Below are 22,485 nucleotides of genomic sequence, written 5' to 3'. Positions count from 1 at the left end.
ATTCGCCCACCGATCTGTCCGGTGTTCTCGCAGCTCAGCCGCTATTTCAGGGTACGGATCACCCGTGCTGGGTTACCCACGGCGACCACGTTGGCCGGTAGGTCGCGGGTGACCACCGAGCCGGCCCCGACCACCGTGTTCGCCCCGATGGTCACTCCGGCGAGGACGATCACCCCGCCGCCGAGCCAGACGTTGTCGCCGATGGTGATCGGCTGGGCGGACTCCCACTTGGCCCGGCGGGGCTCCGCCTCGACCGGGTGGGTGGCGGTGAGCAGTTGCACGTTGGGTCCGATCTGGACGTCCGCGCCGATGGTGATCCGGGCCACGTCGAGCAGGACCGCGTTGAAGTTGACGAAGCTGCGGGCCCCGAGGTGGGTCTGCCAGCCGTAGTCGCAGTGCAGCGGCGGGCGTACCCAGGCGCCCTCGCCGAGGCTGCCGAGCAGGTCGCGCAGGGTGGCGAGCCGGCCCTGCGGGTCGTCGGCGGCGCTGCGGTTGAAGCGTTCGGTGAGCCGCGCCGCGCGGTCCAGGTCGGCGATGATCTCGGGCTCGTTCGCGATGTACGGCTCGCCGGCGAGCATGCGTTCCCTCATGGACGTCACCAGGCCATGGTCACCGGTCGGTCGTCCCCGGGGTGGGAAGTGGGTCGGTCCTGTCGCAGCAATGTGTCCGGACGGTCATCATTCGGCCTTCTATTTGCATACCGGGTATGTAATTCTAGGCGTCGATGTGACTCCGGTCATGAAACGCCCCAGAAGGAGGATCCGTTGCACGGAAGCAGAAGAACCGCGGCCGGCGGGTTGGTGCTCGCCCTGGCTCTCGGTCTGCCGGCGACGGGCGCGAACGCCGCCCCGGCCGCCCCGCCCGCGTCCCGGCCCACCACGCCGGCCGCCGGCTCCACCACGGTCACCCTGATCACCGGGGACCAGGTCACCGTCACCCGCACCGGTGGCGCCGCCGTGCGCCCCGGCGTCGGCCGCAAGCACCAGCAGTTCCTGGTCCGCCGCGAACACGGCCACCTCAACGTGGTGCCCCGCGACGCGCTGCCGCTGCTGCGCTCGGGCCAGGTCGACCGGCGGCTGTTCGACGTCACCGCGCTGATCGCCGCCCGCTACGACGACGCCCACCGGGACAATCTGCCACTGCTGGTGTCGTACCGCTCGGAGCAGTCCCGGCGTGGCGCGACCGCGCTGCCCGGCACCCGGGTGACCCGCGAGCTCCCGGCGATCCAGGGCGCGGCCCTGACCGCCGGCAAGTCCTCAGCCGGCGCGGTCTGGTCCACGCTCACCGGTGCCGGCAGTGCCCGACTCGGCGCGGCAGGGGGCGTCGAGCGGATCTGGTTGGACGGTCGTCGCGCACTCTCCCTCGACCACAGCGTGCCCCAGATCGGTGCGCCGACCGCATGGGCGGCCGGTTACACCGGCAAGGGGGTGACCGTCGCGGTGCTGGACACCGGCGTCGACGCCACCCACCCGGACCTGGCCGGCAAGGTGAGCGAGGCACGCAACTTCAGCGACACGCCGGACCAGAAGGACACCGTCGGGCACGGCACCCACGTCGCGTCCACCATCGCCGGCAGCGGTGCCGCCTCCGGTGGGAAGTACAAGGGCGTCGCGCCGGACGCGAAGCTCCTCGACGGCAAGGTCTGCGAGGAGTTCGGCTGCGCCGAGTCGTCGATCCTGGCCGGCATGCAGTGGGCCACTGTCGACAAGAAGGCCGCCGTGGTCAACCTCAGCCTCGGTGGCACGGACACCCCGGAGGTCGACCCGCTGGAGGAGGCCGTCCAGACGCTGACCGCCCAGACCGGCAGCCTCTTCGTCATCGCCGCCGGCAACGACGGCCGGGACGGCTCGGTCGGCTCACCTGGCAGCGCCGACGCCGCGCTCACCGTCGGCGCGGTCGACCGGGACGACGAACTGGCCGACTTCTCCAGCCGGGGTCCCCGGGTCGGTGACGACGCGCTCAAGCCCGACATCACCGCACCCGGCGTCGACATCGTGGCCGCCCGCTCCGTCGACGGCCAGATCGGTGACCCGGTGGGGACGCAGTACGTCGCACTCTCCGGCACCTCGATGGCCACCCCGCACGTCGCCGGCTCGGTGGCGTTGCTGGCCCAGCAGCACCCCGGCTGGAAGGCCGGGCAGCTCAAGGCGACCCTGATGGCCGCCGCCAAGCCGCACCCCACGCAGACCGCATACGAACAGGGCGCCGGTCGGGTGGACCTGACCCGGGCGATCACCGAGCAGGTCACCACCGACCCGGTCAGCGTCTCGTTCGGTCGGGCCCTCTGGCCGCACGGCGACGACGCCCCGATCACCCGGACCGTCGCCTGGCACAACGCCGGGACGGCCCCGGTCACCCTCGACCTGACCCTTGAGGTGCAGGGACCGGGCGGGAAGGCCGCGCCGGCCGGCATGTTCACCCTCGGCGTCAACCGGATCACCGTCCCGGCCGGCGGTCGGGCCGAGACCACCGTCACCGCCGACACCCGACTCGGTGTCGACGGCTACTGGACCGGTCGGGTGGTGGCCCGGTCGGGGTCCACCGTCGCGGTGACCCCGCTGGCCGTGCACCGGGAGGTGGAGAGCTACACCGTCACGCTCACCCACCTCGACCGCAGCGGAAAGCCCGGCGGCGACTACTCGACCACCCTGGCCGACCTCACCGGGTACGACCTGGTGGACGTCACCGACTTCGACGGCGTCGCCGAGGTCCGGGTCCCCAAGGGCAGGTACGGGCTGAGCAGCGTCTTCTTCGAGCCGGGGCCGGACGAGCAGTCGGGCGGGCTGGCCCTGCTCGCCCAGCCGGAGCTGGTGGTCGACGGCGACACGGCGGTCACCATCGATCTGCGCAAGGCCAAGCCGGTGCGGATGACCGTCCCGCAGGCCGACGCGAAGGTCGCCCTGGTCGACGTCAGCGCCAACTTCCTCACCCCCGACGGCGGCAGCTTCGGCTCCGGCATCGTCTCCTTCGACACCTTCGACGGACTGTCCACCGGGCAGCTCGGCAGGGCGGTGTCGGCCGACGAGTTCGTCGCCACCGTCAACAGCCAGTGGGCCGACCTCGAAGCCGAGCACAGCCCCTACCTGTACGCGCTGGCCGAGACCATCCCGGGCAGGCTGCCCAGTGGTTTCGTCCGCGACTACCGCAAGCGTGACCTGGCCACGGTGGTGCACAGGTTCCGTGACCCGTACCCGAAGATGGAAGCCGAGCGGCTGGTCTTCCCGGACAACGGCTACAACACCGGCGGCTGGGCCGTCGGGCTCGCCACCGACGTGCCCGGCCAGCGGGTCGAGCACTACAGCACCAAGGGTGTGCGCTGGGACTCCGAACTGGACTTCGGCACCCGGACCGAGGATGGCTGGCTGGACCTCCAGGCGATCCTCCTGAGCCGGTCCGCCGCCTACCAGGCAGGCCGCCGGGTCACCGAGACCTGGGGGGCCGCGCCGCTCGGGCCGTCCCTGCCCACCCCACGCTGGCCGGAGGAGAGCGTCACCCGGATCGGGGACACCATCCTGGTGAGCGTGGCACTGCACAGTGACGCGGCCGGGCACATCGGGGTGTCGCTCAACGACACCGCCCGTACCGTCCTGTGGCGCAACGGCAAGCTGGTGGAGGAGCTCGACACCTCGGGGTACGGCGAGTTCACCGTGCCGAAGGGGGACGCCGACTACAAGCTGACCGTCGGGGCCAAGCGGAACCTCACCGACCTCAGCACCGAGGTGGAGGCGAGCTGGACCTTCCGCTCGGGGCACGTGGCGGGTGACACGCCGAAGCGGCTGCAGCTGTCGGAGATCCGGTTCACCCCGCGGCTGAACGCCGACAACACCGCCCCGGCCGGGCAGGTCTTCGCCGTACCGGTGCAGGTGCGGCGGCAGGCGGGCGCCGGCACCGCCAAGCTGGCGAAGCTCAGCGTCGACGTGTCGTACGACGGCGGGAAGACCTGGCGGCGGGCGACCGTGGTGAAGGTGCCGGGCCAGGGCACGGTGGCGCTGGTCAAGCACCCGGCCGGTGCCGGGTACGCGTCCCTGCGGGCGACCGCCCGGGACACCGACGGCAACACCGCGAGCACCCGGATCATCCAGGCGTACCGCCTGAAGTGACCCGACGTCCGGGCCCGCGACGGTGACGTCGCGGGCCCGGAGCCCGTGCGCGCACCGACGGCGGCCCGCACGCCGCCGGGCGGCTCGGGCGTCGGCGTGCAGGGCGGCCCGGTTGTTGGCGTCTCGGGCGGTTCGGTTGTTGGCGTGCAGGGCGGCCCGGGCGTCGGCGTTTCGGGCGGTTCAGTCGTTGGCGTGCAGGGCGGCGTTCAGCTCGATGCCCCGACCCGTGCGCGGCTTCGCCTCCAACGCGCCGGTCACCGAGTTACGCCAGAACAGCAGCCCGTCGACGCCGGACAGCTCACGGGCCTTGACCACCCGGCCGTCCGGCAGAGTGATCTTGGAGGCGGCGGTGACGTAGCAGCCGGCCTCGACCACACAGTCGTCGCCGAGCGAGATGCCGACCCCGGCGTTCGCGCCGACCAGGCTCCGCTCACCGATGCGGACCCGGTCGGTGCCGCCACCGGAGAGGGTCCCCATGATCGACGCGCCGCCGCCGATGTCGGAGCCGTCACCGACCACCACGCCCTGCACGATCCGGCCCTCGACCATCGAGGTGCCCAGCGTGCCGGCGTTGAAGTTGACGAAACCCTCCTGCATCACGGTGGTTCCCGTGGCGAGGTGGGCGCCGAGCCGGACCCGGTCCGCGTCGGCGATCCGCACCCCGGCGGGCACCACGTAGTCGGTCATCCGGGGGAACTTGTCCACCCCGTACACGGCCAGGTGGCGGCCGGCGGCCCGCTCGATCACCCGCAGCTCGTCGACCCGCTCCGGCGGGCACGGCCCGGCCGAGGTCCAGGCCACGTTCGCCAGTTTGCCGAAGATGCCGTCGAGGTTCAGCTCGTTGGGCCGCACCAGGCGGTGGGAGAGCAGGTGCAGCCGCAGGTACGCGTCGGCGGCGTCCTTGATCGGCTCGTCCAGCGCGCCGATCACGGTGACCACCTGCACCGTACGCAGACCCGGCAGGGCCCGCTCGCCGATCGCGCCGGGTGGCAGGTCGAGCACGTCGGCCTGGTCCTCGCCGGGGACCAGCGGCAGCTCACCCAGGCCCAGCTTGCCGGTCGGGTACCAGGTGTCGAGCACCTGCTCGGCGGCGGTCACGGTGGCCACGCCGATTCCCCAGGCGGATTGGGACGTCACTGTTCTACCCTCTCGTTCGCGGCTGCGGGGCCGGTGGGCTCACCCCTCGCGCCCACCGTTCAGGACGGTACCGTGCGAACCATGGAGAACCCGCTTACCCCCGAGGTCCTGGCCGATCCGGTGGCGCTGACCCGTGCCCTGGTCGACATCGAGTCCGTCTCCCTCGACGAGAAGGCGATCGCCGACTGCGTCGAGGAGGTGCTGCGCCGGGTGCCGCACCTGAGCACCTTCCGGCACGGCAACACGGTGATGGCGCGCACGGACCTCGGCCGGGACTCCCGGGTGGTGCTCGCCGGGCACCTGGACACGGTGCCCCTCAACGACAACTTCCCGTCGACCATGCGCGGCGACCTGATGTACGGCTGCGGCACCTCCGACATGAAGTCCGGGGTGGCCTTCGCGCTGCACCTGGCGGTGACCCTGCCCGACCCCCGCTACGACGTGACGTACCTGTTCTACGAGGCCGAGGAGATCGAGTCCCGGTACAACGGCCTCACCCTGGTCGGTGGGGCGCACCCGGAGTGGCTCCAGGCCGACTTCGCGGTGCTGCTGGAGCCGACGTACGGCATCGTCGAGGTCGGCTGTCAGGGCACCATGCGGGCGGTCGTCACCCTGCACGGCGAGCGGGCCCACGCGGCCCGGTCCTGGCGTGGGGTGAACGCCATCCACGGGGCGGGCGAGGTGCTGCGCCGGCTCTCGACGTACGAGGCGCGGCGGGTCACCATCGACGGCTGCGACTTCCGTGAGGGCCTGAACGCGGTGCGGATCGGCGGCGGGGTGGCCGGCAACGTCGTCCCCGACCGCTGCGAGATCGAGATCAACTACCGGTTCGCCCCGGACCGCGACCCGGCGGCAGCCGAGGCGCACCTGCGCGAAGTGCTCGCCGGCTACGAGTTGACGGTCACCGACGTGGCGGCCGGCGCACTCCCCGGCCTCAAGGCCCCGGTGGCCCAGGAGTTCCTGGCGGCGGTGGGCTCGGCCCCGAGGGGCAAGCTGGGCTGGACGGACGTCGCCCGGTTCGCGGCGATGGGCATCCCGGCGCTGAACTTCGGCCCGGGCGACCCCAACCTGGCCCACCACAAGGACGAGCACGTCGAACTGACCAAGATCCGCGACGGCGCCGCCACCCTCCACCGCTGGCTGACCCCCGCCTAACCCACCCCCCACCCCAACCCACCCCAACCCACCCCACCCCGCGCTCCGCCCGCGCCCCGGCTCGGCCCGGTGATCAAGAGGTTTGCGTCACGGGGAGCGCTCTCCCGGCCCGCAAACTTCTTGATCACCAGCCGCAAACTTCTTGATCGCCAGTGCGGGGAGGGGCGCGGGTGGGGTGTGGGCGCTGGAAGGGGTGGGGGATGCATGGTGAGGCCCCGGGGTCGGGGACCGCCGGGGCCGTGGTGGGGCTGGTGGGGTGAAACTCAGGGTGAGGCTGGCTGGGTGAGGCTGGTGGGGTGAGGCTGATTGGGTGGGGAGCGGGGTGGGGCTGGTTGGGCGGGTGGTGGGTGTCAGACGGTGGTGAGGCGGGGATTGTCGGGTTCGGTGGGCTCGACGGGCTGGGCGGCGGGTTCCACCGGCACCTCCAGCTGTCGGGCGCGGCGGCGCTCGGCCACCACCTCGTTGATCCGTCGCTGCATCTGCCGGCGGATACGCATCCGCTCGTTGTTGCTGATCACGCTTGCTCCTCCCCCGAAGGCGCGCGCCGGGCCATACCCGGTATGTGAATAGTAAGACGTACGGGCGACAGAATTAGTTGCCCATGATCGCGAACTTTTTCTCCGACCTGTCGGCCGGCACCGCCCTGACGTGCGCCTCCACTACGGTGGCTGTCATGAGTCAGACCAACGGGCGGCGGCCGGGCCGCGATCCGGAGCGGCACCGGGGAGCGGTCACGCTGCGCCGTGGCGCGATCCCCACCAGCACCGCTGACCAGCGGTTGTTGGACTCCCGGGGGCGCAGCGACTGGAAAACCAAGGACGCCTGGCGCGCGCTGCGGATCCTCGCCGAGTTCGTCGAGGGCTTCGACACGCTGGCCGACCTGCCGCCCGCGGTGAGTGTCTTCGGCTCCGCGCGTAGTAAACCCGACAGTCCGGAGTGCCGGCTGGCCGAGGAGTTGGGGGCCGGCCTCGCCCGGGCCGGTTACGCGGTGATCACCGGCGGTGGCCCCGGAGTGATGGAGGCGGCCAACCGGGGTGCCAGTGAAGCCGGCGGCCTCTCCGTCGGGCTGGGCATCGAACTTCCCTTCGAGCAGGGGCTCAACGACTGGGTCGACCTGGCCATCGACTTCCGCTACTTTTTCGCCCGCAAGACCATGTTCGTCAAGTACGCCCAGGCGTTCGTCGTGCTGCCCGGCGGCTTCGGCACCATGGACGAGCTGTTCGAGGCGCTCACCCTGGTGCAGACCGGCAAGGTGACCCGCTTCCCGGTGGTGCTGATGGGCACCGACTACTGGCGGGGGCTGCTCGACTGGCTGCGGGACAGCATGGCTGCCGAGGGCAAGATCGGCCCGGTGGACCTGGAGCTGATCTGCCTCACCGACGACGTCGACGCGGCGGTACGGCACATCGTCGAGGCCGAGGCGGCCCTCGCCGTCGACCAGGAGGCGGTACGTGAGGAGGCGGTCGCCCGGACCGCCGCCGACCAACAGGCCGCCCGCCGGGCCGCCGCCGTCGCAGACGCCACCGACACGAAGCCCGACACCCCCGCGTCGGGCAGTCCCGCGTCGGGCAGTCCCGCGTCGGGCAGTCTCTCGCCCGGCAGTCCCGCGTCGGGCAGCCACCCATCGGGCAGTCACCCATCGGGCAGCCACGCGTCCGGCAGTCCGACGTCGAGCAGCGCCGATTCCGGTAGCCCGCCGCCAGGCAGCCCCGCGTCCGGTCCGGCCGGGCCTGGTGAGCCGGGGTCCGGTGAGTCAGGGTCCGGTGAGCCGGGGTCCGGGGCGGGCCGGGGTGTCGTCGACGGTCGGGAGGGCTGAGCCGGTGGCGGCGATCTGTGTCTTCTGCGCGTCCTCCCGTACCCTCGACCAGCGCTGGTTGGATCTGGCGGCCGAGACCGGCGCGGAGCTGGCCCGGCGCGGGCACACGCTGGTCAGCGGCGGTGGCTGCGTCGGCATGATGGGCGCCCTCGTCGACGGGGCGCGGGCGGCCGGTGGGCGCACCGTCGGGGTGATCCCGCAGGCGCTGGTGGACCTGGAGGTCGCCGACCTGGCCTCGGACGAACTGCTCGTCACCGACGGCATGGCCAGCCGCAAGACCATCATGATCGAGAAGTCGGACGCGTTCCTCACCCTGCCCGGCGGACTGGGCACCCTGGACGAGCTGTTCGAGGTCTGGACCACGGCCACCCTGGCCATGCACACCAAGCCGATGGTGCTGGTCGACACCGACGGCTTCTACCGTCCATTGCTCGACTGGCTGGGCACCATCACCGAACAGACCTTCCTCAAGCCGGCCGGCCTGGGCCTGCTCACTGTCGCCCCCACCGTCTCGACCGCGCTGGACGCCCTGGAGTCCCAACTGCCCTGATCCCCACCCGTCGCCGGGGCCGGGCGGTGCGGGTTCGGGCCGGGTGGCCGGCACCGACTTCCGACCGCCGGCCACCGGCCGGGCCCGGGCGGGGTGGTGCGGTGGGTGGTGTCGTACCCGCGTGGTGGGATGTGGGGGTGCAGGGGTACCGGCTGGTGCGCCGACCTGCCGGATCGGGCCCGGAAGGCGGCCGGTCCGCCGCGAGCGTCCGGGGGGACGGTCGGCACGGCGGGGCGACCGTGGGCCCGGATCGGGCCGGGTCAGGCGTCGAGGGGGAGCCGCGGCCCGGGGGGTCGGCGGGCGATGCCGCGTACCCCCGGGGGGAGTTGCGGCCCCGGGCAACGGCGAGTGGGGCCACCCACCCGCCGGCGCGTCGGCCCGATCCGCTCCAGGCGGAGGTCGTGGCGCACACCGCCGGGCCGATGCTGGTCCTCGGCGGGCCGGGCACCGGCAAGACCGGCACCCTGGTCGAGGCGGTCGCCGCCCGGGTCGCCGAGGGGGTCGACCCGGAGCGCCTGCTGGTGCTCACCTTCAGCCGTCGGCAGGCCACCGGGCTGCGGCACCGGATCGAGGCCCGGATCGCCGCCGACGGCCACCGGGTGCTGCGCGAGCCGCTGGTGCGCACCTTCCCGGCGTACGCCTTCGGCCTGCTGCGCCGGGCCGCCGCCGAACGCGGCGAGCCGTCCCCCCGGCTGCTCACCGGGCCCGAGCAGGATCTGATCATCCGGGAGCTGCTGGACGTCGTCGGCACCGAACCCGACGACCCGGTCGGTTGGCCGGACGACCTGCTCCCCGCCCTGCGTACCCGGGCGTTCGCCGGCCAGCTGCGTGACCTGCTGATGCGGGCCGCCGAACGCGGCGTCGGGCCGGTCGAGCTGGCCCGGCTGGGGGAGAAGCTGGGCCGCACCGACTGGCCGGCCGCCGCCCGGTTCCTCCGGGAGTACGTCGCCGTCCTCGCGCTGCGCGACGTCAGCAACCGGGGCTCCGTGGCGTACGACCCGGCCGAGCTGGTGCGGGCGGCCACCGGCATGCTCCTCGACGATCCGGAGCTGCTGGAGGCCGAGCGTCGCCGGCTGGCCCACGTCTACGTCGACGAACTGGCCGACACCGACCCGGCCCAGCAGGACCTGCTGGCCGTCCTGGCCGGTGGTGGCCGTTCCCTGGTGGCCTTCGCCGACCCGGACTCCTCCACGTACGCCTTCCGGGGTGCCGACCCGGCCGTGGTGACCGCCTTCCCGCACCGGTTCCGGACGGCCTCCGGGGCCCCGGCGGCGCAGGTCACCCTCACCACGTCCTACCGGGCGGGTGCGGTGCTGCTCGGGGCCACCGGTCGCCTGGCCCGGCGGTTGCGCGGGCCGGCCGGGCACCGGCGGCTACGACCGCTGCCCGACGCGCCACCCGGCAGCGTGCAGGTGCGTACCTTCCGTTCGGCCACCAGCGAGGCCGCCTGGTTGGCCCACGCGCTGCGCTCCGCCCACCTGCTCGACGGGGTGCCCTGGTCGGCGATGGCGGTGCTGGTCCGCTCGACCCACCTGCACCTGCCGGCGCTGCGGCGGGCGTTGCACGCCGCCGGGGTGCCCACCGTCGTGCACGGCGAGGACCTGCCGCTGCACCTGCAACCCGCGGTCGCCCCGCTGCTGCTCCTGCTGCGCTGCGCGCTCGAACCGGCCCGGCTGGACGAGGAGTCCGCGGTCGCCCTGCTGCACTCGCCGCTGGGCGGGGCCGACCCGCTGGCCGAGCGGCGGCTGCGGCAGGGGCTGCGGGCGCTCGCCCTGGCCCGGGGCGACCGGCGGCCCTCCGGCGAGCTGATCGTCGAGGCGCTGGCCGACCCGGCGGAGCTGGCCGGCATCGAACGCCGCTGGGTCGAGCCGGCCCGGACGGTGGCGGAGCTGCTCGCCACCGCGCGGACGGCGGCGGCGGTGCCCCGGGCCACCGCCGAGGACGTGCTCTGGGCGGTGTGGGACGCCAGCGGGCTCGCCGAACGCTGGGCGGGGGCGATCAACCGGGGCCGGGAGGCCACCGGGGAGCACGAGACCGCCCAGCGTTGGCGGGCCGAGGCCGCCGACCGGGACCTCGACGCGGTGCTGGTGCTCTTCGACGCGGCGGCCCGGTTCGTCGACCGGCTGCCCGGCGCGCGTACCGAGGTATTCCTCGACCACGTCCTCGGCCAGGACCTGCCGGCGGACACCCTGGCGGCCAGCGCCGACCGGGGCGAGGCGGTCCGCCTGCTCACCGCGCACGCCGCCAAGGGACTGGAGTGGGACCTCGTCGCGGTGGCCGGCGTGCAGGAGGGCGTCTGGCCCGACCTGCGGCTGCGCGGCAGCCTGCTCGGCTCCGAACGGCTGGTCGACGTGCTGGTCGGCCGGGCGGACGGCACCGGCACCCGGGCCGGCCTGGTCGGGCAGACCTCCGCCCTGCTCGACGAGGAACGCCGGCTGTTCCACGTGGCGGTGACCCGGGCCCGGCGTCGGCTGCTGGTCACCGCCGTCGCCTCGGCGGCCGTCGGTGGCGACGACCACGAGGAGCAGCCCAGCCGGTTCCTGCACGAACTCGGCGTCACCGGCACCTCCGGCGACGACCCCACCCCGCCTGACGATCCGACCCCGCCTGACGATCCGATCCCGCCCGACGATCCGATCCCGACCCCGACCCGGCCCCCGACCTCGCCCGGGGGCCCCGCTCGGACCCCGTCCGTCGGCGGCGTCGGTGCCGACCGGGCGCAGGGTGACAGCACCACGCCGGCCCTGCCCACTGCCGGCGTGGACAACCAGGACCCGCGGCCGGAGCCGGCCCCCGCAGGGGCACCCTCCCGCCACGATCCGCCGACCGCCCACCGCCACGGCGCCGAGGCGGCTGACCAGGGGTCGGCGGCGGGGCCCGGGGAGGCCGGTGACGCCCTGCCCGGCGAGTTGCCCGTGGGGCGGCCACCCCGGGCGCTCACCCTCTCCGCGCTGGTGGCTGAGCTGCGTACCGCAGTCGTCGATCCGGCGGCGTCGGTGGCCCGGCGGCGTGCGGCGGCGGCCGAACTGGCCCGGCTGGCCGCCGCCGGCATTCCCGGCGCGCACCCGGACGACTGGTGGGGGCTGCGCAGCCTCTCCGACGACCGGCCGTTGGCCGACGAGGGCGAACCGGTCCGGGTCACCCCGTCGGGGATGGAGAGCGCGCTGCGGTGCAGCCTGCGCTGGCTGCTCGAACGGCACGGCGGCAGCGGGCCGGCCAGCGCCGCCCAGGGCGTCGGCAACCTGGTGCACGCCGCCGCGATGCTGGCCGAGGACGCCAGCGCCGACCGCACGGCCCTGCTGGAGTACGTGGCCGCCCGGTTCGACGCGATCGAGCTGGCCGCCCGGTGGATGGTCGGCCCGGAACGGGAACGCGCCGAGGCCATGGTGGACAAGCTGCTGCGCTGGCTGGCCGGCAACCCGCGTCGGCTGCTCGCCATCGAACACGAGTTCGCGGTCCGCCTCGACGACCCGACCCGTCCGATCGAGCTGACCGGCCGGGTCGACCGGCTGGAGGTCGACGCCGACGGCCGGCTCGTGGTGATCGACCTCAAGACCGGCAAGTCGACGATGGTCACCGAGCGGGAGGTGGCCGAGCATCCGCAGCTCGGGGCGTACCAGGCGGCGGTGGAGGCGGGTGGGTTCGCCGAGTTCGGCGACGAGGCCGGGGGCGCGGCGCTGGTGCAGCTCGGTACCGGTGCGAAGGACGCCCGCGAGCAGACCCAGGCCGCCGCCGGGCAGGGCCCCGAGGCCGGCTGGGCCACCGCCCTGGTCCGGCGCACCGCCGATACGATGGCCGCCTCGACCTTCGCCGCCGTCGCCAACGCGAAGTGCCGGGTCTGCCCGGTGCGGACCAGCTGCCCCGTCTCCGGGCAGGGCCGCCAGGTCGTGGAGCCACCGGCGACCGGCCACGAGGGGGAGGGGTGACCCAACCGACGCTGTTCAGCGCGGCCACCCCCGCGCCCCGCGCCGCCGACGCCGGGCCGCGCTACACGCCGGTGGAGCTGGCCCGGCTGCTCCGGCTGCCCGCCCCCACCGCCGAACAGGCCGCGATCATCGCGGCACCGGTCGCGCCGCTGCTGGTGGTGGCGGGTGCCGGTTCGGGCAAGACCGAGACGATGGCCGCCCGGGTGGTCTGGCTGGTCGCCAACTCCTACGTCCGCCCGGAGCAGATCCTCGGGCTGACCTTCACCCGCAAGGCGGCCGGTGAGTTGGCGCACCGGGTGCGGACCCGGCTCGACCAGTTGGTGCGGCGGCTCGGGCGGCGGGCCCGCAACCCGCTGGACGACCCGCTGGCCGGCGAGCCCACCGTCTCCACCTACCACTCGTACGCCGGGCGGATCGTCACCGAGCACGGGCTACGGGCCGGCTACGAGCCGACCACCCGGCTGCTCACCGAGGCGTCCCGGTGGCAGCTCGTCGACCTGCTGGTGCGCAACTACGACGGCGACATGTCCGAGGTCGACCGGATGCCGAGCACCATCACCGACGCCGTGCTCGCGCTGGCCGGCGAGTTGGACGAGCACCTGGTCGACCCGGACACCCTGGCCGCCTGGACGGGCCGGTTCTTCGCCGAGGTGCAGTCCCACCCGGGCCGGGTCTATGCCGACGTCCGCAAGGCCCTCCAGCTGCAACGCACCCGGCTGAAGCTGCTGCCGCTGGTGCGGGCGTACGCCCGGCGCAAGGACGACTTCGAGGCGATGGACTTCGCCGACCAGCTCGCCCGTGCCGCCCGGGTGGCCCGGGACCACCCGGCGGTCGGCGCGGTCGAGCGGGACCGCTTCCGGGTGGTGCTGCTCGACGAGTACCAGGACACCAGCCACGCCCAGGTGGTGCTGCTCAACCACCTCTTCGGCGGCGGTCACCCGGTCACCGCCGTCGGCGACCCCTGCCAGTCGATCTACGGGTGGCGGGGGGCCAGCGCCGGCACGCTGGACCGGTTCCCCACCGACTTCGCCCGCGCCGACGGTGCCCCCGCCGAGGCGATGAGCCTCACCACCAGCTGGCGTAACCGGCCGGAGATCCTCGGCGTGGCCAACGCGCTGTCGGTGCCGCTGCGGGCCGCCGGCGCCCGGGTGCCGGAGCTGCACGCCGCGCTGAGCGTCCGCGACCCGATCCCGCACCGCAGCCCGCGCGGGCGGGCCGCCGGCACCGTGCACTGCGCGCTGCTGCCCACGTACGTCGACGAGGCGGACTGGATCGCCGACAGTGTGCTCGCCGCCTGGCGGGGGGCGGCCCGGATGCCCGGCGCGCTGCCCGAGCACATCCCGGTGCCGCAGCGCCCCGCCACCGCCGTGCTGGTCCGGCTGCGCAGCCAGATCCCGGCGATCGAGGCCGCCCTGCGGGCCCGGGGGCTGCCGGTCGAGGTGGTCGGCCTGGGCGGGCTGCTGGACACCCCTGAGGTACGGGACGTGGTCTGCACGCTGCGGGTGCTCGCCGACCCGACCGACGGTGCGGCGCTGCTGCGGCTGCTCACCGGGGCGCGCTGGCGGATCGGGCCGCGTGACCTGGTCGCCCTGCACCGGCGGGCGCGGGTCATCGCCCGGGCCCGCCGGGAGCTGACCGGCGACGACGGGCCGGAGATCGTCGTGGACACCCTCGACGAGGCGACCCTGGTGGAGGCGCTGGCCGATCTGGGGCCGGCGCAGACGTACTCGGCGGAGGGCTACGCGCGGCTGCGGTCGTACGGGATGGAGCTGGCCCTGCTGCGCTACCGGCTGGACCAGACGCTGCCGGAGCTGATCGCGGACGTGGAACGCACCATCGGGCTGGACGTCGAGGTGGCGGTCCGGGCCGGCCGGGACGGCACCGGCGACGCCGGACTGGCCCGGGGGCACCTGGACGCGCTCGGTGACGTGGCGGCCCGGTTCAGCGGCGAGACCCCGGCGGCGACGCTCGCCGGTTTCCTGGCCTACCTGGCCGCCGCCGAGGACGAGGAACGTGGGCTGTCCCCGGGCGAGGTGGAGGTGGTGGAGGGCGCGGTGCAGGTGCTCACCGCACACGCCGCCAAGGGCCTGGAGTGGGACGTCGTGGCGGTCGCCGGGTTGACCCGGGGCAGCTGGCCCGGTCAGGTCCGTAGCTCCGACCACTGGCTGGGTGGGCTCGGGGTGCTGCCGTTCCCGTTGCGCGGCGACGCCGACGGGTTGCCCACGCTCGACCTGACCGAGGTGATAGACCAGCGCGGGGTGGCCCGGGTGGTGTCCGACTTCACCGACGCCTGGCGGGCCCACGACGAGCGTGAGGAACGCCGGCTGGCGTACGTGGCGGTGACCCGGCCCCGGCGGCTGCTGCTCTGCTCCGGCTACTGGTGGGGGGAGGGGACCAAACGGTTCCGGGGCCCGTCGGTGCTGCTCCGCGAGGTGTACGACGCCTGCCTGGCCGGTGGGGACGGCCTGCTGGTCGACGAGTGGACGCCCGAGCCGGCCGGTGACGCGGTCAATCCGACCACCGAGGTGGTGCTGCGGGCGGAGTGGCCGGCCGACCCGCTGGGCCCCCGCCGGCCGGCGTTGACCGAGGCGGCGGCCCTGGTCCGCCGCTTCCTCGCCGACCCCGACGCGGCCCGCCGCGATCCCGCGCCCGCCGTGGTGCCCGGCGACCCACAGGTGGTGGCCCCCCAGGCGGTGTCTCCGCAGGCGGCGGCCCCGCAGGTGGTGGCCCTCCAGGCGGCGGCCCCGCAGGTGGTGGCCTCGCAGGTGGTGGCCCCCCAGGCGGTGGCCCCGCCTCCCACGGGCACGCCGGCGGCGGGCAGGGGGGCGGCTGGTCCGGAGGCGGCGGGTCCGGAGCCCGATCCGGAGGTGGCGCGGTGGCGGCGGGAGGCGGATCTGCTCCTGGCCGAGCGGGCGGAGCTGCTGCGGCAGGCCGAGGCGGTGGAGGTGGTGCTACCCGGGCACCTGTCGGTCACCCAGTTGGTGGCGCTGCGCCGGGACCCGGCGCAGCTGGCCCGTACGCTGCGCCGGCCGATGCCGGCCCCGCCCAGCCCGTACGCCCGGCGGGGTACCGCCTTCCACGCGTGGCTGGAGGCCCGCTTCGGGGCCGACCGGCTGCTCGACGTGGACGAGTTGCCGGGTGCGGCCGACGCGGACGCCGCCCCCGACGCGGCGCTGGCCGAGCTCCAGGAGCGCTTCCTGGCCAGCGAGTGGGCCGACCGGGTGCCGGTGGAGGTCGAGGTGCCGTTCGCCACGGTGCTGGCCGGCGTGGTGGTGCGGGGCCGGATGGACGCCGTGTTCACCCGCCCCGGCGGCCGGTACGACGTGGTCGACTGGAAGACCGGCCGGCAGCCGACCGGGGTTGAGGCCGAGGTGGTCGCGGTGCAGCTGGCCGTGTACCGGCTGGCCTGGGCGGAGCTGGCCGGAGTGCCGGTGGACCGGGTGGGGGCGGCCTTCCACTACGTCCGGGAGGGGGTGACGGTGCGGCCGGCGGACCTGCTGGACGCCGACGGGCTGACCACGATCATCGCCGGGTTGCCGGAAATTCCAGCGGGGGGTGGCGCTCCCGAAGATCCGTGGTAGGTTGTTCTTGTTGCAGTTTTGGTTTCCAGAGACTCTGTGTGCGCCTGGCGGATTGTGGCCCCAGGCGCTCTTTGTTGTGTCCGGAGCTCTCCGGGCGGGGCGACCAAAAACAACAGGCGATTCGCGCATCCCGCGCGGGGCGCTCCTCTTCGGGCCCGCAACAGGTGCGGGTTCGACGTTCCGTCAAGGAGACGAAACAGATGGCAATTGGCACCGTCAAGTGGTTCAACGCTGACAAGGGCTTCGGCTTCATCACCCCGGACGGCGGCGGCGCCGACGTCTTCGCCCACTTCTCGGCGATCCAGTCCTCCGGCTACCGGAGCCTGGACGAGAACCAGCGGGTCGAGTTCGAGGTGACCCAGGGCCAGAAGGGCCCGCAGGCGGAGAACATCCGCCCGCTCTGATCTTCGGATCGTCCGTAACACCCACCGGGTCCTCCGGACCCGGTGACGGACCGGTCCGCCGCGCCGCCCCCCGCTCCGGCGGGACGCGGCGTGCTGCGGCGGACCGGCCCGTACCCCATCGGTTCGTGCTTGTGAGTCTTCGACGGACTGCTCCGTCGGAGACCGCGCCGAGTCTCGGCGCCCTCCCTCGACACGTGCCGCGTCGAGGAAGGCATTCCGCATGACCATGACCATTCCCACCTTCGCCGCGACCGGCCTCGCGCCGGCGCTGCTCGCCGAGCTGACCAAGCAGGGCATCACCGAGCCGTTCCCGATCCAGACGGCCACCCTGCCGGACTCGCTGGCCGGCCGGGACGTGCTCGGCCGGGGCCGCACCGGCTCGGGCAAGACCCTCGCCTTCGGGCTCCCGCTGCTGCACCGCACCGCCGGTCACCGGGCCCGCCCGGGTCGCCCGCTCGCCCTGGTGCTGGTCCCCACCCGTGAGCTGGCCGCCCAGGTCACCACGGCACTCACCCCGTACGCCCGGGCGCTGGGGTTGCGCTGCGCCACCGTGGTCGGGGGGCTCTCCCTCCAGCGGCAGGCGGACGCGCTGCGCGCCGGCACCGAGGTGCTGGTGGCCACCCCCGGCCGGTTGCACGACCTGATCAACCGGGGCGACGCCCGCCTCGACCAGGTCGCCATCACCGTGCTGGACGAGGCCGACCAGATGGCCGACATGGGCTTCCTGCCGCAGGTGACCAAGCTGCTGGAGCAGGTCGCCCCGAACGGCCAGCGGATGCTCTTCTCGGCCACCCTGGACGGCGGGGTGGACCGCCTCGTCCGCCGGTTCCTCAGCAACCCGGTGTCGCACTCGGTGGACCCGGGCACCGCCACGGTGACCGCGATGACCCACCACGTGCTGCACGTCGACGCGGTCGACAAGCCCACCGCGCTCACCCAGATCGCCGCCCGCGAGGGCCGCACCATCCTGTTCATGGCGACGAAGCACCGGGCCGACCGGATGGCCCGCCAGCTGCTCGCCAAGGGCGTCCGCGCCGCGGCGCTGCACGGGGGGAAGTCCCAGCCGCAGCGCACCCGGATCCTGGAGCAGTTCCGCACCGGCCAGGTGACCGCGCTGGTCGCCACCGACGTGGCGGCCCGGGGCATCCACGTCGACGGTCTGGACATGGTGGTCAACGTGGACCCGCCGACCGAGGCGAAGGACTACCTGCACCGGGGTGGCCGTACCGCCCGCGCCGGTGAGGCCGGTCAGGTGGTCACCCTGGTCCTGCCGGAGCAGCGCCGGGACGTCTCCCGGCTGATGAGCGTGGCCGGCATCAAGCCGCAGTCCACCCAGGTACGCCTCGGCGACGGAGCGCTGGCCCGGGTGACCGGGGCCCGTGAGCCGTCCGGTGTGCCGGTGACGATCGTCGTCCCGACGCCCACCCCGGCCGCCCGGCCGCGTGCCGCTGTCGGTGGCGGCACCGGTGGCGGTGGCGAGGGTGGTCGGTCGCACCGGGCGTCGGGCCGGTCCCGTCGACCGCGTCGCCCCCGTACCGCCTGACCGACCGGTCCCCGCCCGACCCGGGCCGTCCGCCGGGCTTGGTCACGTTCGACTCAGCCGGGCCGTGTTGCGGTGTCATCGTGTCGACGATGCCGCACATCGGCCCGGCTGAGTCGATCGTGCTTTCGGGCCGGGTGAGGGTCGGGTGCCGCCGGCCGATGGACGGTGCGGGGTCGGGCGGAGACCCTCGGTGATCATGGTGGCGGGTGGGTCGGTTTGCCGGCTCTATTGCGTCCGATCGGTGACTGTTCCACCGTGCCCGGCTGGTCGAAGCTTGCTCGCGGGGGAAGAACCGGCCGGCACGGTCGGGCACGGGAGGGGTGACCATGGGGGGCGACGTCGAGTCGGGAGCGGGACGCGAGCTGATGGTGGTGTTAGCCGTGGCCGGTGCCGGGCTCCTGCTCGCCATGGTCGCGGCGTTCGCGCCCTGGCACCCGAGGCCGGGGCGGACCGCCCCGGCCGGGCTGGTCGAGTTGCACAGCCCTGACGAGGGGCGCCCGCCGACGGTCGAGCTGACCGCCGGCTGAGTCGACCCCGCGGGGGCCGTGGGGCCCGCGGGGCCGAGGGCCCGGGTGCCCGTCCGACCGTCGGATCCTGGGGGGTCGACGGTCGGACGGACACCCCGGACCAGCGGTTCGCAGGCGGTCAGCGGGTCGGCTGCCGTGAGCGATCGAACGGCGCGGCCGGTCGGGTGTCTTCGCAGCCGAACGGCGCGGCTTGTCAGGTGTCGTCGCAGCCGAACGGTGCGGCCGGTCGGGTGTCGTCAGCGGCCGAACGGCACCGCGTCCGGACCCTGCCCGCAGGCGGGCCGGCCGGCGTCACCGGTCGAACCGGGTCAGCGGCTGGGCGTCGGCAGTGGGGCCGGGGCATGGTCCTGGCGGACCAGCAGGTCGGTCAGGGTGGTCTGGTCGACCACCACGGCGATCGCGCCGTCCACGGCGAGCCAGACGTCGCGCAGGCCGGTCGCCACCCCGTGGTAGCCGGCGTCCTCGGCGGGCAGCCCACGGACGGTGGTCAGTGATCCACCGACGGCACGCAGCACGTCCCCGACGCTGATCTGCGAGGCGGGTCGGGTCAGCGCGTAGCCGCCCTCGGTGCCCCGGTGACTGTGCAGCAGACCCGCGCGGCGCAGGTCGAGCAGGATGCCCTGAAGGAAGCTCAGCGGAATACCCTGCGCCTGCGCCAGGCACGCCGCCTTGACGAGTTCACCGCCACCGCCACCGCCACGGCCCCCACCGCCGCCACCAGGGCTCCCACGGTCGCCACCACCCCCGGACCGGCCGTCCTCGAACCGGTCGCCGCTGTCAGGCCGACCGCTGCCGCCCTCGGGCCCGCTGCCGCCCTCGGGCCTGCTGCCGCCCTCGGGGCGGCCGGGCCCATCCGTGGAGTGGGTGGTCTCGCCGTCGCCGGACGCGGCGACGGCGAGCATGGCCCGGAGCGCATAGTCACTGCGCGCGGAGATGTACACGTCACTGACCAGCCTGGTCCAGTACGCCCCAGCGGCGGCGGATCGCCCGGTCGGCCGCCCCGAACGCGGCGTCGACCACCAGCCCGACGACCAGGATGACGATCATCGTGGCGAGCAGCCAGGGCGCGTCGGACAACTCCCGTGAGTAGGTGAGCTGGGCACCCAGGGACGTCTGTGAGATGCCGACCACCAGCAGCTCACCGGCCATCAGGCTGCGCCAGGAGAAGGCCCAGCCCTGCTTGAGCCCGGCGACGATGGCGGGCAGCGCGGCCGGCGCGATGACGTACCGGTAGAGGTTCAGCCCCCGGGCGCCGAGGTTGCGGCCGGCCCGGACCAGCAGCGGCGGCACGTAGTCGACGCCGCTGATCACCCCGTTGGCGATGGACGGCGCGGCACCGAGCACCACCACGAAGAAGATCGCCTTCTCGCTCAGCTCGAACAGCAGGATGGCCAGCGGGAACCAGGCGATCGACGGCATCGTCTGCAACGCGGTGATCATCGAGCCGATCGCCGCCCGGAGCACCTTGGACCGGGCCACCGCCAGGCCGACCAGCAGGCCGACCGCGACGGAGAAGAGGTAGCCCAGGGCGGCCCGTTGCAGGGTGGTGGCGAGCCCGTCCCAGAGTTGCCGCCCGCTGGCCTGCCGGGCCAGTTCCTCGGCGACGGTGACCGGGCCGGGCAGCGAGTACGGCGGCTTCCAGCCGCTCCAGACCACCACCTGCCACAACCCGATGGCGATGGCGAGCGCGGCGAGCTTGGGCCAGGTGGACGCCCAGAGCCGGGCCCCCCGGGAGACCTCCTTGTCGCGACCGGCGATCTCCAGCGCGTCCAGCCCGGAGATCTCCGCGTCGGTGCGGGCCGAGCCGGTCAGGGTGTCACTTGCCATGGCGGCCCACCTCGGTACGGAGTCGGTCGGTGACCTCGGAGGCGATCGCGGCCACCTCGGGGGAGTCGATGCGCCGGGGGCGGGACACGTTCACTGCGGTGGACCAGATGATCCGGCCGGGCCTGCTGCTGAGCAGGATGATCCGGTCGGCGAGCCGGGCCGCCTCCCGGACGTTGTGCGTCACGAACAGCACGGTGAGCTGCCGCTCGGCCCAGATCCGTTCCAGCTCGTCGTGCAGGATGTCCCGGGTCATCGCGTCGAGCGCGCCGAACGGCTCGTCCATCAGCAGGACCGGGGTGTCCAGGGCGAGGGTGCGGGCCAGGGCGACCCGCTGCCGCATGCCGCCGGACAGCTCGTGCGGCCGTTTGCGGCCGAAGTCGGACAGGTGGACGGTGCGCAGCAGCTCGGCCACCCGCTCCCGACGCTCGGCCCGGGGCAGCCCGCGCAGCTTCAACGGCACCTCGACGTTGGCCTCGACGGTCAGCCACGGGAAGAGCGCCGGCTCCTGGAACATCAGGCCGGGGTGGGCGTCGTCGGCCACCGTGATGGTGCCGCCCTGCGCGCGGTCCAGCCCGGCGACGAGGTTGAGCAGGGTGCTCTTGCCGCAGCCGGACGCGCCGACGAGGCAGACGAACTCGCCGGGCCGGACGTCGAGGCTGACCCCGTCCAGGGCGAGGACGGCGTTCGTCCCGCGCCCGTACACCTTGGTCACGCCGGAGAGCGCGACCGCGGCGGTCGCGCTCTGCGGCGGTGTCGTGGTCGACGTCACGGCTGGGTGACCTCGGCCTGGCCCTGCGTCTTGAGCACCTCGTTGAGGTACTTCAGGTCGTAGAGGCCGTTCAGGTCGACGGGCTGGGTCAGCTCGACGGCGACGGCGTGGTCCAGCCCGGTCTTGAGCGAGGACGCGATCGGGTCGTTGGTGAACAGCAGGGTCGGCCAGGCCTGCTTGATCAGCTTGAGGTCCAGCGGCTTGCCGGTGATCTTGCCGATGTGGTCGGAGATGGCCTGCTGGGCCTCGTCCGGCTTGGTGTTGACGAAGTCGTTCGCCGCGACCTGCCCCTCGACCAGCTTCTTCACCGCGTCGGGGTGGGCCTTGAGGAACTTGGTGGAGACGATCAGGTTGGTGATGACGAACTTCTTGTCGGGCCAGAGGTCCCGCTCGTCGACGAGGACCTTGCCGCCCGCGTTGACCAGCCGGGAGACGAACGGCTCGGGCACCCACGCGCCGTCGATCGAGCCGCTGGAGAAGGTCTCCACCGTCTGGGCGTTCTCCTGCGGGACGATCTTGACGTCGCCGCCGCCCTCCTTGGTGGTCTTGAGGCCCTTCTCCTTGAGCCAGTAGCGGATGGCGACGTCCTGGGTGTTGCCGAGCTGCGGGGTGGCGATCTTCTTGCCGCGCAGCTGCTCGACCGAGGTGATCCCGGGCTTGACCACCAGGGCGACCCCGCCGGAGGCGGCGCCGGAGATGACCCGGACGGCCTCGCCCTTGGACTTGGAGAACGCGTTCACCGTCGGGTTCGGCCCGATGTACGTGGCGTCGAGCGCGCCGGAGAAGATCGCCTCGATGGCGGCCGGGCCGGCGTTGAACGTCTTGGTCTCCAGCTTGACGTCGCTGCCGAGCTTGTCCTCGAAGATCTTCTTCTCCACCCCCACCACGGCCGGGGCGTGCGTGATGTTGGGGAAGTAGCCCAGCCGCAGGGTGACCGGGCCGGAGTCGCCGCCGGCGCTGTCGTCGTCGCCGCACGCGGCGGTGGTGCCCATCGTGGCCGCGCCGACGACGGCGAGGGTGGCGAGGGAGATCAGCCGACGGAAGGGGAGCCGTCTCATCATCTGTCCAATCCGCAGTATTCCTATTTAGTTGGTAGGAAGAGTGGGCCAGGGGTCCATTGACGTCAAGCGCCGTCCACATCATGGGATGT

At 73.8% G+C, this 22,485-nt stretch carries 15 protein-coding genes and 1 pseudogene; 9 read left to right on the top strand and 7 right to left on the bottom strand.

All coding sequences use genetic code 11. The features are described 5' to 3' along the window. Positions 1 to 41: 41 nt before the first annotated feature. Complete coding sequence (locus ACQP2H_RS26265; RefSeq protein ID WP_433229265.1) at positions 42 to 599, bottom strand: sugar O-acetyltransferase; 558 nt, start codon at positions 597 to 599, stop codon at positions 42 to 44. A 201-nt stretch (positions 600 to 800) separates the two neighbouring features. Between ACQP2H_RS26265 and ACQP2H_RS26260 the strand changes: the two genes are divergently transcribed. Then, positions 801 to 4,100, top strand: coding sequence for a S8 family serine peptidase (locus tag ACQP2H_RS26260; protein WP_219470363.1), 3,300 nt, complete (start codon positions 801 to 803; stop codon positions 4,098 to 4,100). A gap of 180 nt (positions 4,101 to 4,280) precedes the next feature. On the opposite strand, the gene dapD is transcribed toward ACQP2H_RS26260, so the two are convergent. After that, on the bottom strand, positions 4,281 to 5,237 hold the full coding sequence (gene dapD / locus ACQP2H_RS26255) for a 2,3,4,5-tetrahydropyridine-2,6-dicarboxylate N-succinyltransferase (RefSeq protein WP_219464603.1): 957 nt from the start codon (positions 5,235 to 5,237) through the stop codon (positions 4,281 to 4,283). An 81-nt stretch (positions 5,238 to 5,318) separates the two neighbouring features. Here dapD and dapE point away from each other — a divergent pair, with 81 nt between their 5' ends. Further along, positions 5,319 to 6,392: a succinyl-diaminopimelate desuccinylase gene (gene dapE / locus ACQP2H_RS26250; RefSeq protein ID WP_433229263.1), complete on the top strand. Its 1,074-nt coding sequence runs from the start codon at positions 5,319 to 5,321 to the stop codon at positions 6,390 to 6,392. Positions 6,393 to 6,742: 350 nt separating this feature from the next. Here the strand turns inward: dapE and ACQP2H_RS26245 are convergent, their stop codons facing one another. After that, positions 6,743 to 6,910 (bottom strand): hypothetical protein, encoded by a 168-nt coding sequence (locus ACQP2H_RS26245; protein ID WP_208568156.1) that lies wholly within the window; start codon positions 6,908 to 6,910, stop codon positions 6,743 to 6,745. 155 nt (positions 6,911 to 7,065) lie between these two features. On the opposite strand from ACQP2H_RS26245, the pseudogene ACQP2H_RS26240 reads away from it, so the two are divergent. The 7 genes and pseudogenes from ACQP2H_RS26240 to ACQP2H_RS26210 all read left to right on the top strand — a co-directional run. Next, positions 7,066 to 7,887: pseudogene (locus ACQP2H_RS26240) on the top strand (TIGR00730 family Rossman fold protein); the annotation flags it as partial. Positions 7,888 to 8,212: 325 nt separating this feature from the next. Then, complete coding sequence (locus tag ACQP2H_RS26235) at positions 8,213 to 8,758, top strand: TIGR00730 family Rossman fold protein (protein WP_219464602.1); 546 nt, start codon at positions 8,213 to 8,215, stop codon at positions 8,756 to 8,758. 326 nt (positions 8,759 to 9,084) lie between these two features. After that, complete coding sequence (locus ACQP2H_RS26230) at positions 9,085 to 12,684, top strand: ATP-dependent helicase (protein ID WP_433229260.1); 3,600 nt, start codon at positions 9,085 to 9,087, stop codon at positions 12,682 to 12,684. Next, positions 12,681 to 16,265, top strand: coding sequence for a UvrD-helicase domain-containing protein (locus ACQP2H_RS26225; RefSeq protein ID WP_433229258.1), 3,585 nt, complete (start codon positions 12,681 to 12,683; stop codon positions 16,263 to 16,265). Before ACQP2H_RS26230 ends, ACQP2H_RS26225 begins: the two co-directional genes overlap by 4 nt. Positions 16,266 to 16,465: 200 nt before the next feature. After that, positions 16,466 to 16,669, top strand: a complete 204-nt coding sequence (cspE, locus tag ACQP2H_RS26220; RefSeq protein WP_007464836.1) for a transcription antiterminator/RNA stability regulator CspE — start codon at positions 16,466 to 16,468, stop codon at positions 16,667 to 16,669. 220 nt (positions 16,670 to 16,889) lie between these two features. Then, complete coding sequence (locus ACQP2H_RS26215; RefSeq protein ID WP_219464599.1) at positions 16,890 to 18,212, top strand: DEAD/DEAH box helicase; 1,323 nt, start codon at positions 16,890 to 16,892, stop codon at positions 18,210 to 18,212. Positions 18,213 to 18,538: 326 nt separating this feature from the next. Continuing rightward, positions 18,539 to 18,739, top strand: coding sequence for a hypothetical protein (locus ACQP2H_RS26210; RefSeq protein ID WP_208568054.1), 201 nt, complete (start codon positions 18,539 to 18,541; stop codon positions 18,737 to 18,739). A gap of 308 nt (positions 18,740 to 19,047) precedes the next feature. On the opposite strand, the gene ACQP2H_RS26205 is transcribed toward ACQP2H_RS26210, so the two are convergent. From ACQP2H_RS26205 to ACQP2H_RS26190, 4 genes are read right to left on the bottom strand one after another with little or no spacing between them, the layout of a single operon-like run. Continuing rightward, complete coding sequence (locus ACQP2H_RS26205; protein WP_433229255.1) at positions 19,048 to 19,680, bottom strand: RrF2 family transcriptional regulator; 633 nt, start codon at positions 19,678 to 19,680, stop codon at positions 19,048 to 19,050. Position 19,681: 1 nt separating this feature from the next. Further along, positions 19,682 to 20,566 carry an ABC transporter permease gene (locus ACQP2H_RS26200; protein ID WP_219464598.1) on the bottom strand — a complete coding sequence of 295 codons (885 nt, stop codon included), beginning with the start codon at positions 20,564 to 20,566 and terminating at the stop codon, positions 19,682 to 19,684. After that, entirely contained in the window at positions 20,556 to 21,335 is a 780-nt protein-coding gene (locus ACQP2H_RS26195) for an ABC transporter ATP-binding protein (RefSeq protein WP_433229252.1), read from the bottom strand. The genes ACQP2H_RS26200 and ACQP2H_RS26195 overlap by 11 nt, the downstream gene beginning before the upstream one ends. Continuing rightward, positions 21,332 to 22,393: an ABC transporter substrate-binding protein gene (locus ACQP2H_RS26190; RefSeq protein WP_433233683.1), complete on the bottom strand. Its 1,062-nt coding sequence runs from the start codon at positions 22,391 to 22,393 to the stop codon at positions 21,332 to 21,334. Before ACQP2H_RS26190 ends, ACQP2H_RS26195 begins: the two co-directional genes overlap by 4 nt. Positions 22,394 to 22,485 lie beyond the last annotated feature (92 nt).

Source organism: Micromonospora sp. CA-248260, from assembly GCF_050942205.1.
Classification (GTDB): domain Bacteria; phylum Actinomycetota; class Actinomycetes; order Mycobacteriales; family Micromonosporaceae; genus Micromonospora; species Micromonospora antibiotica.
Note: the sequence above shows the minus strand (reverse complement) of the source record. Positions and strands in the feature narration are given on the sequence as shown.

What these genes read in the sequence shown, in the direction of transcription:
- dapE (WP_433229263.1), top strand. Translation starts at nt 5,319, where the DNA reads ATGGAGAACCCGCTTACCCCCGAGGTCCTGGCCGATCCGGTGGCGCTG.
- cspE (WP_007464836.1), top strand. Translation starts at nt 16,466, where the DNA reads ATGGCAATTGGCACCGTCAAGTGGTTCAACGCTGACAAGGGCTTCGGC.
- ACQP2H_RS26215 (WP_219464599.1), top strand. Translation starts at nt 16,890, where the DNA reads ATGACCATGACCATTCCCACCTTCGCCGCGACCGGCCTCGCGCCGGCG.
- ACQP2H_RS26210 (WP_208568054.1), top strand. Translation starts at nt 18,539, where the DNA reads ATGGGGGGCGACGTCGAGTCGGGAGCGGGACGCGAGCTGATGGTGGTG.
- ACQP2H_RS26200 (WP_219464598.1), bottom strand. Translation starts at nt 20,566, where the DNA reads ATGGCAAGTGACACCCTGACCGGCTCGGCCCGCACCGACGCGGAGATC.
- ACQP2H_RS26190 (WP_433233683.1), bottom strand. Translation starts at nt 22,393, where the DNA reads ATGAGACGGCTCCCCTTCCGTCGGCTGATCTCCCTCGCCACCCTCGCC.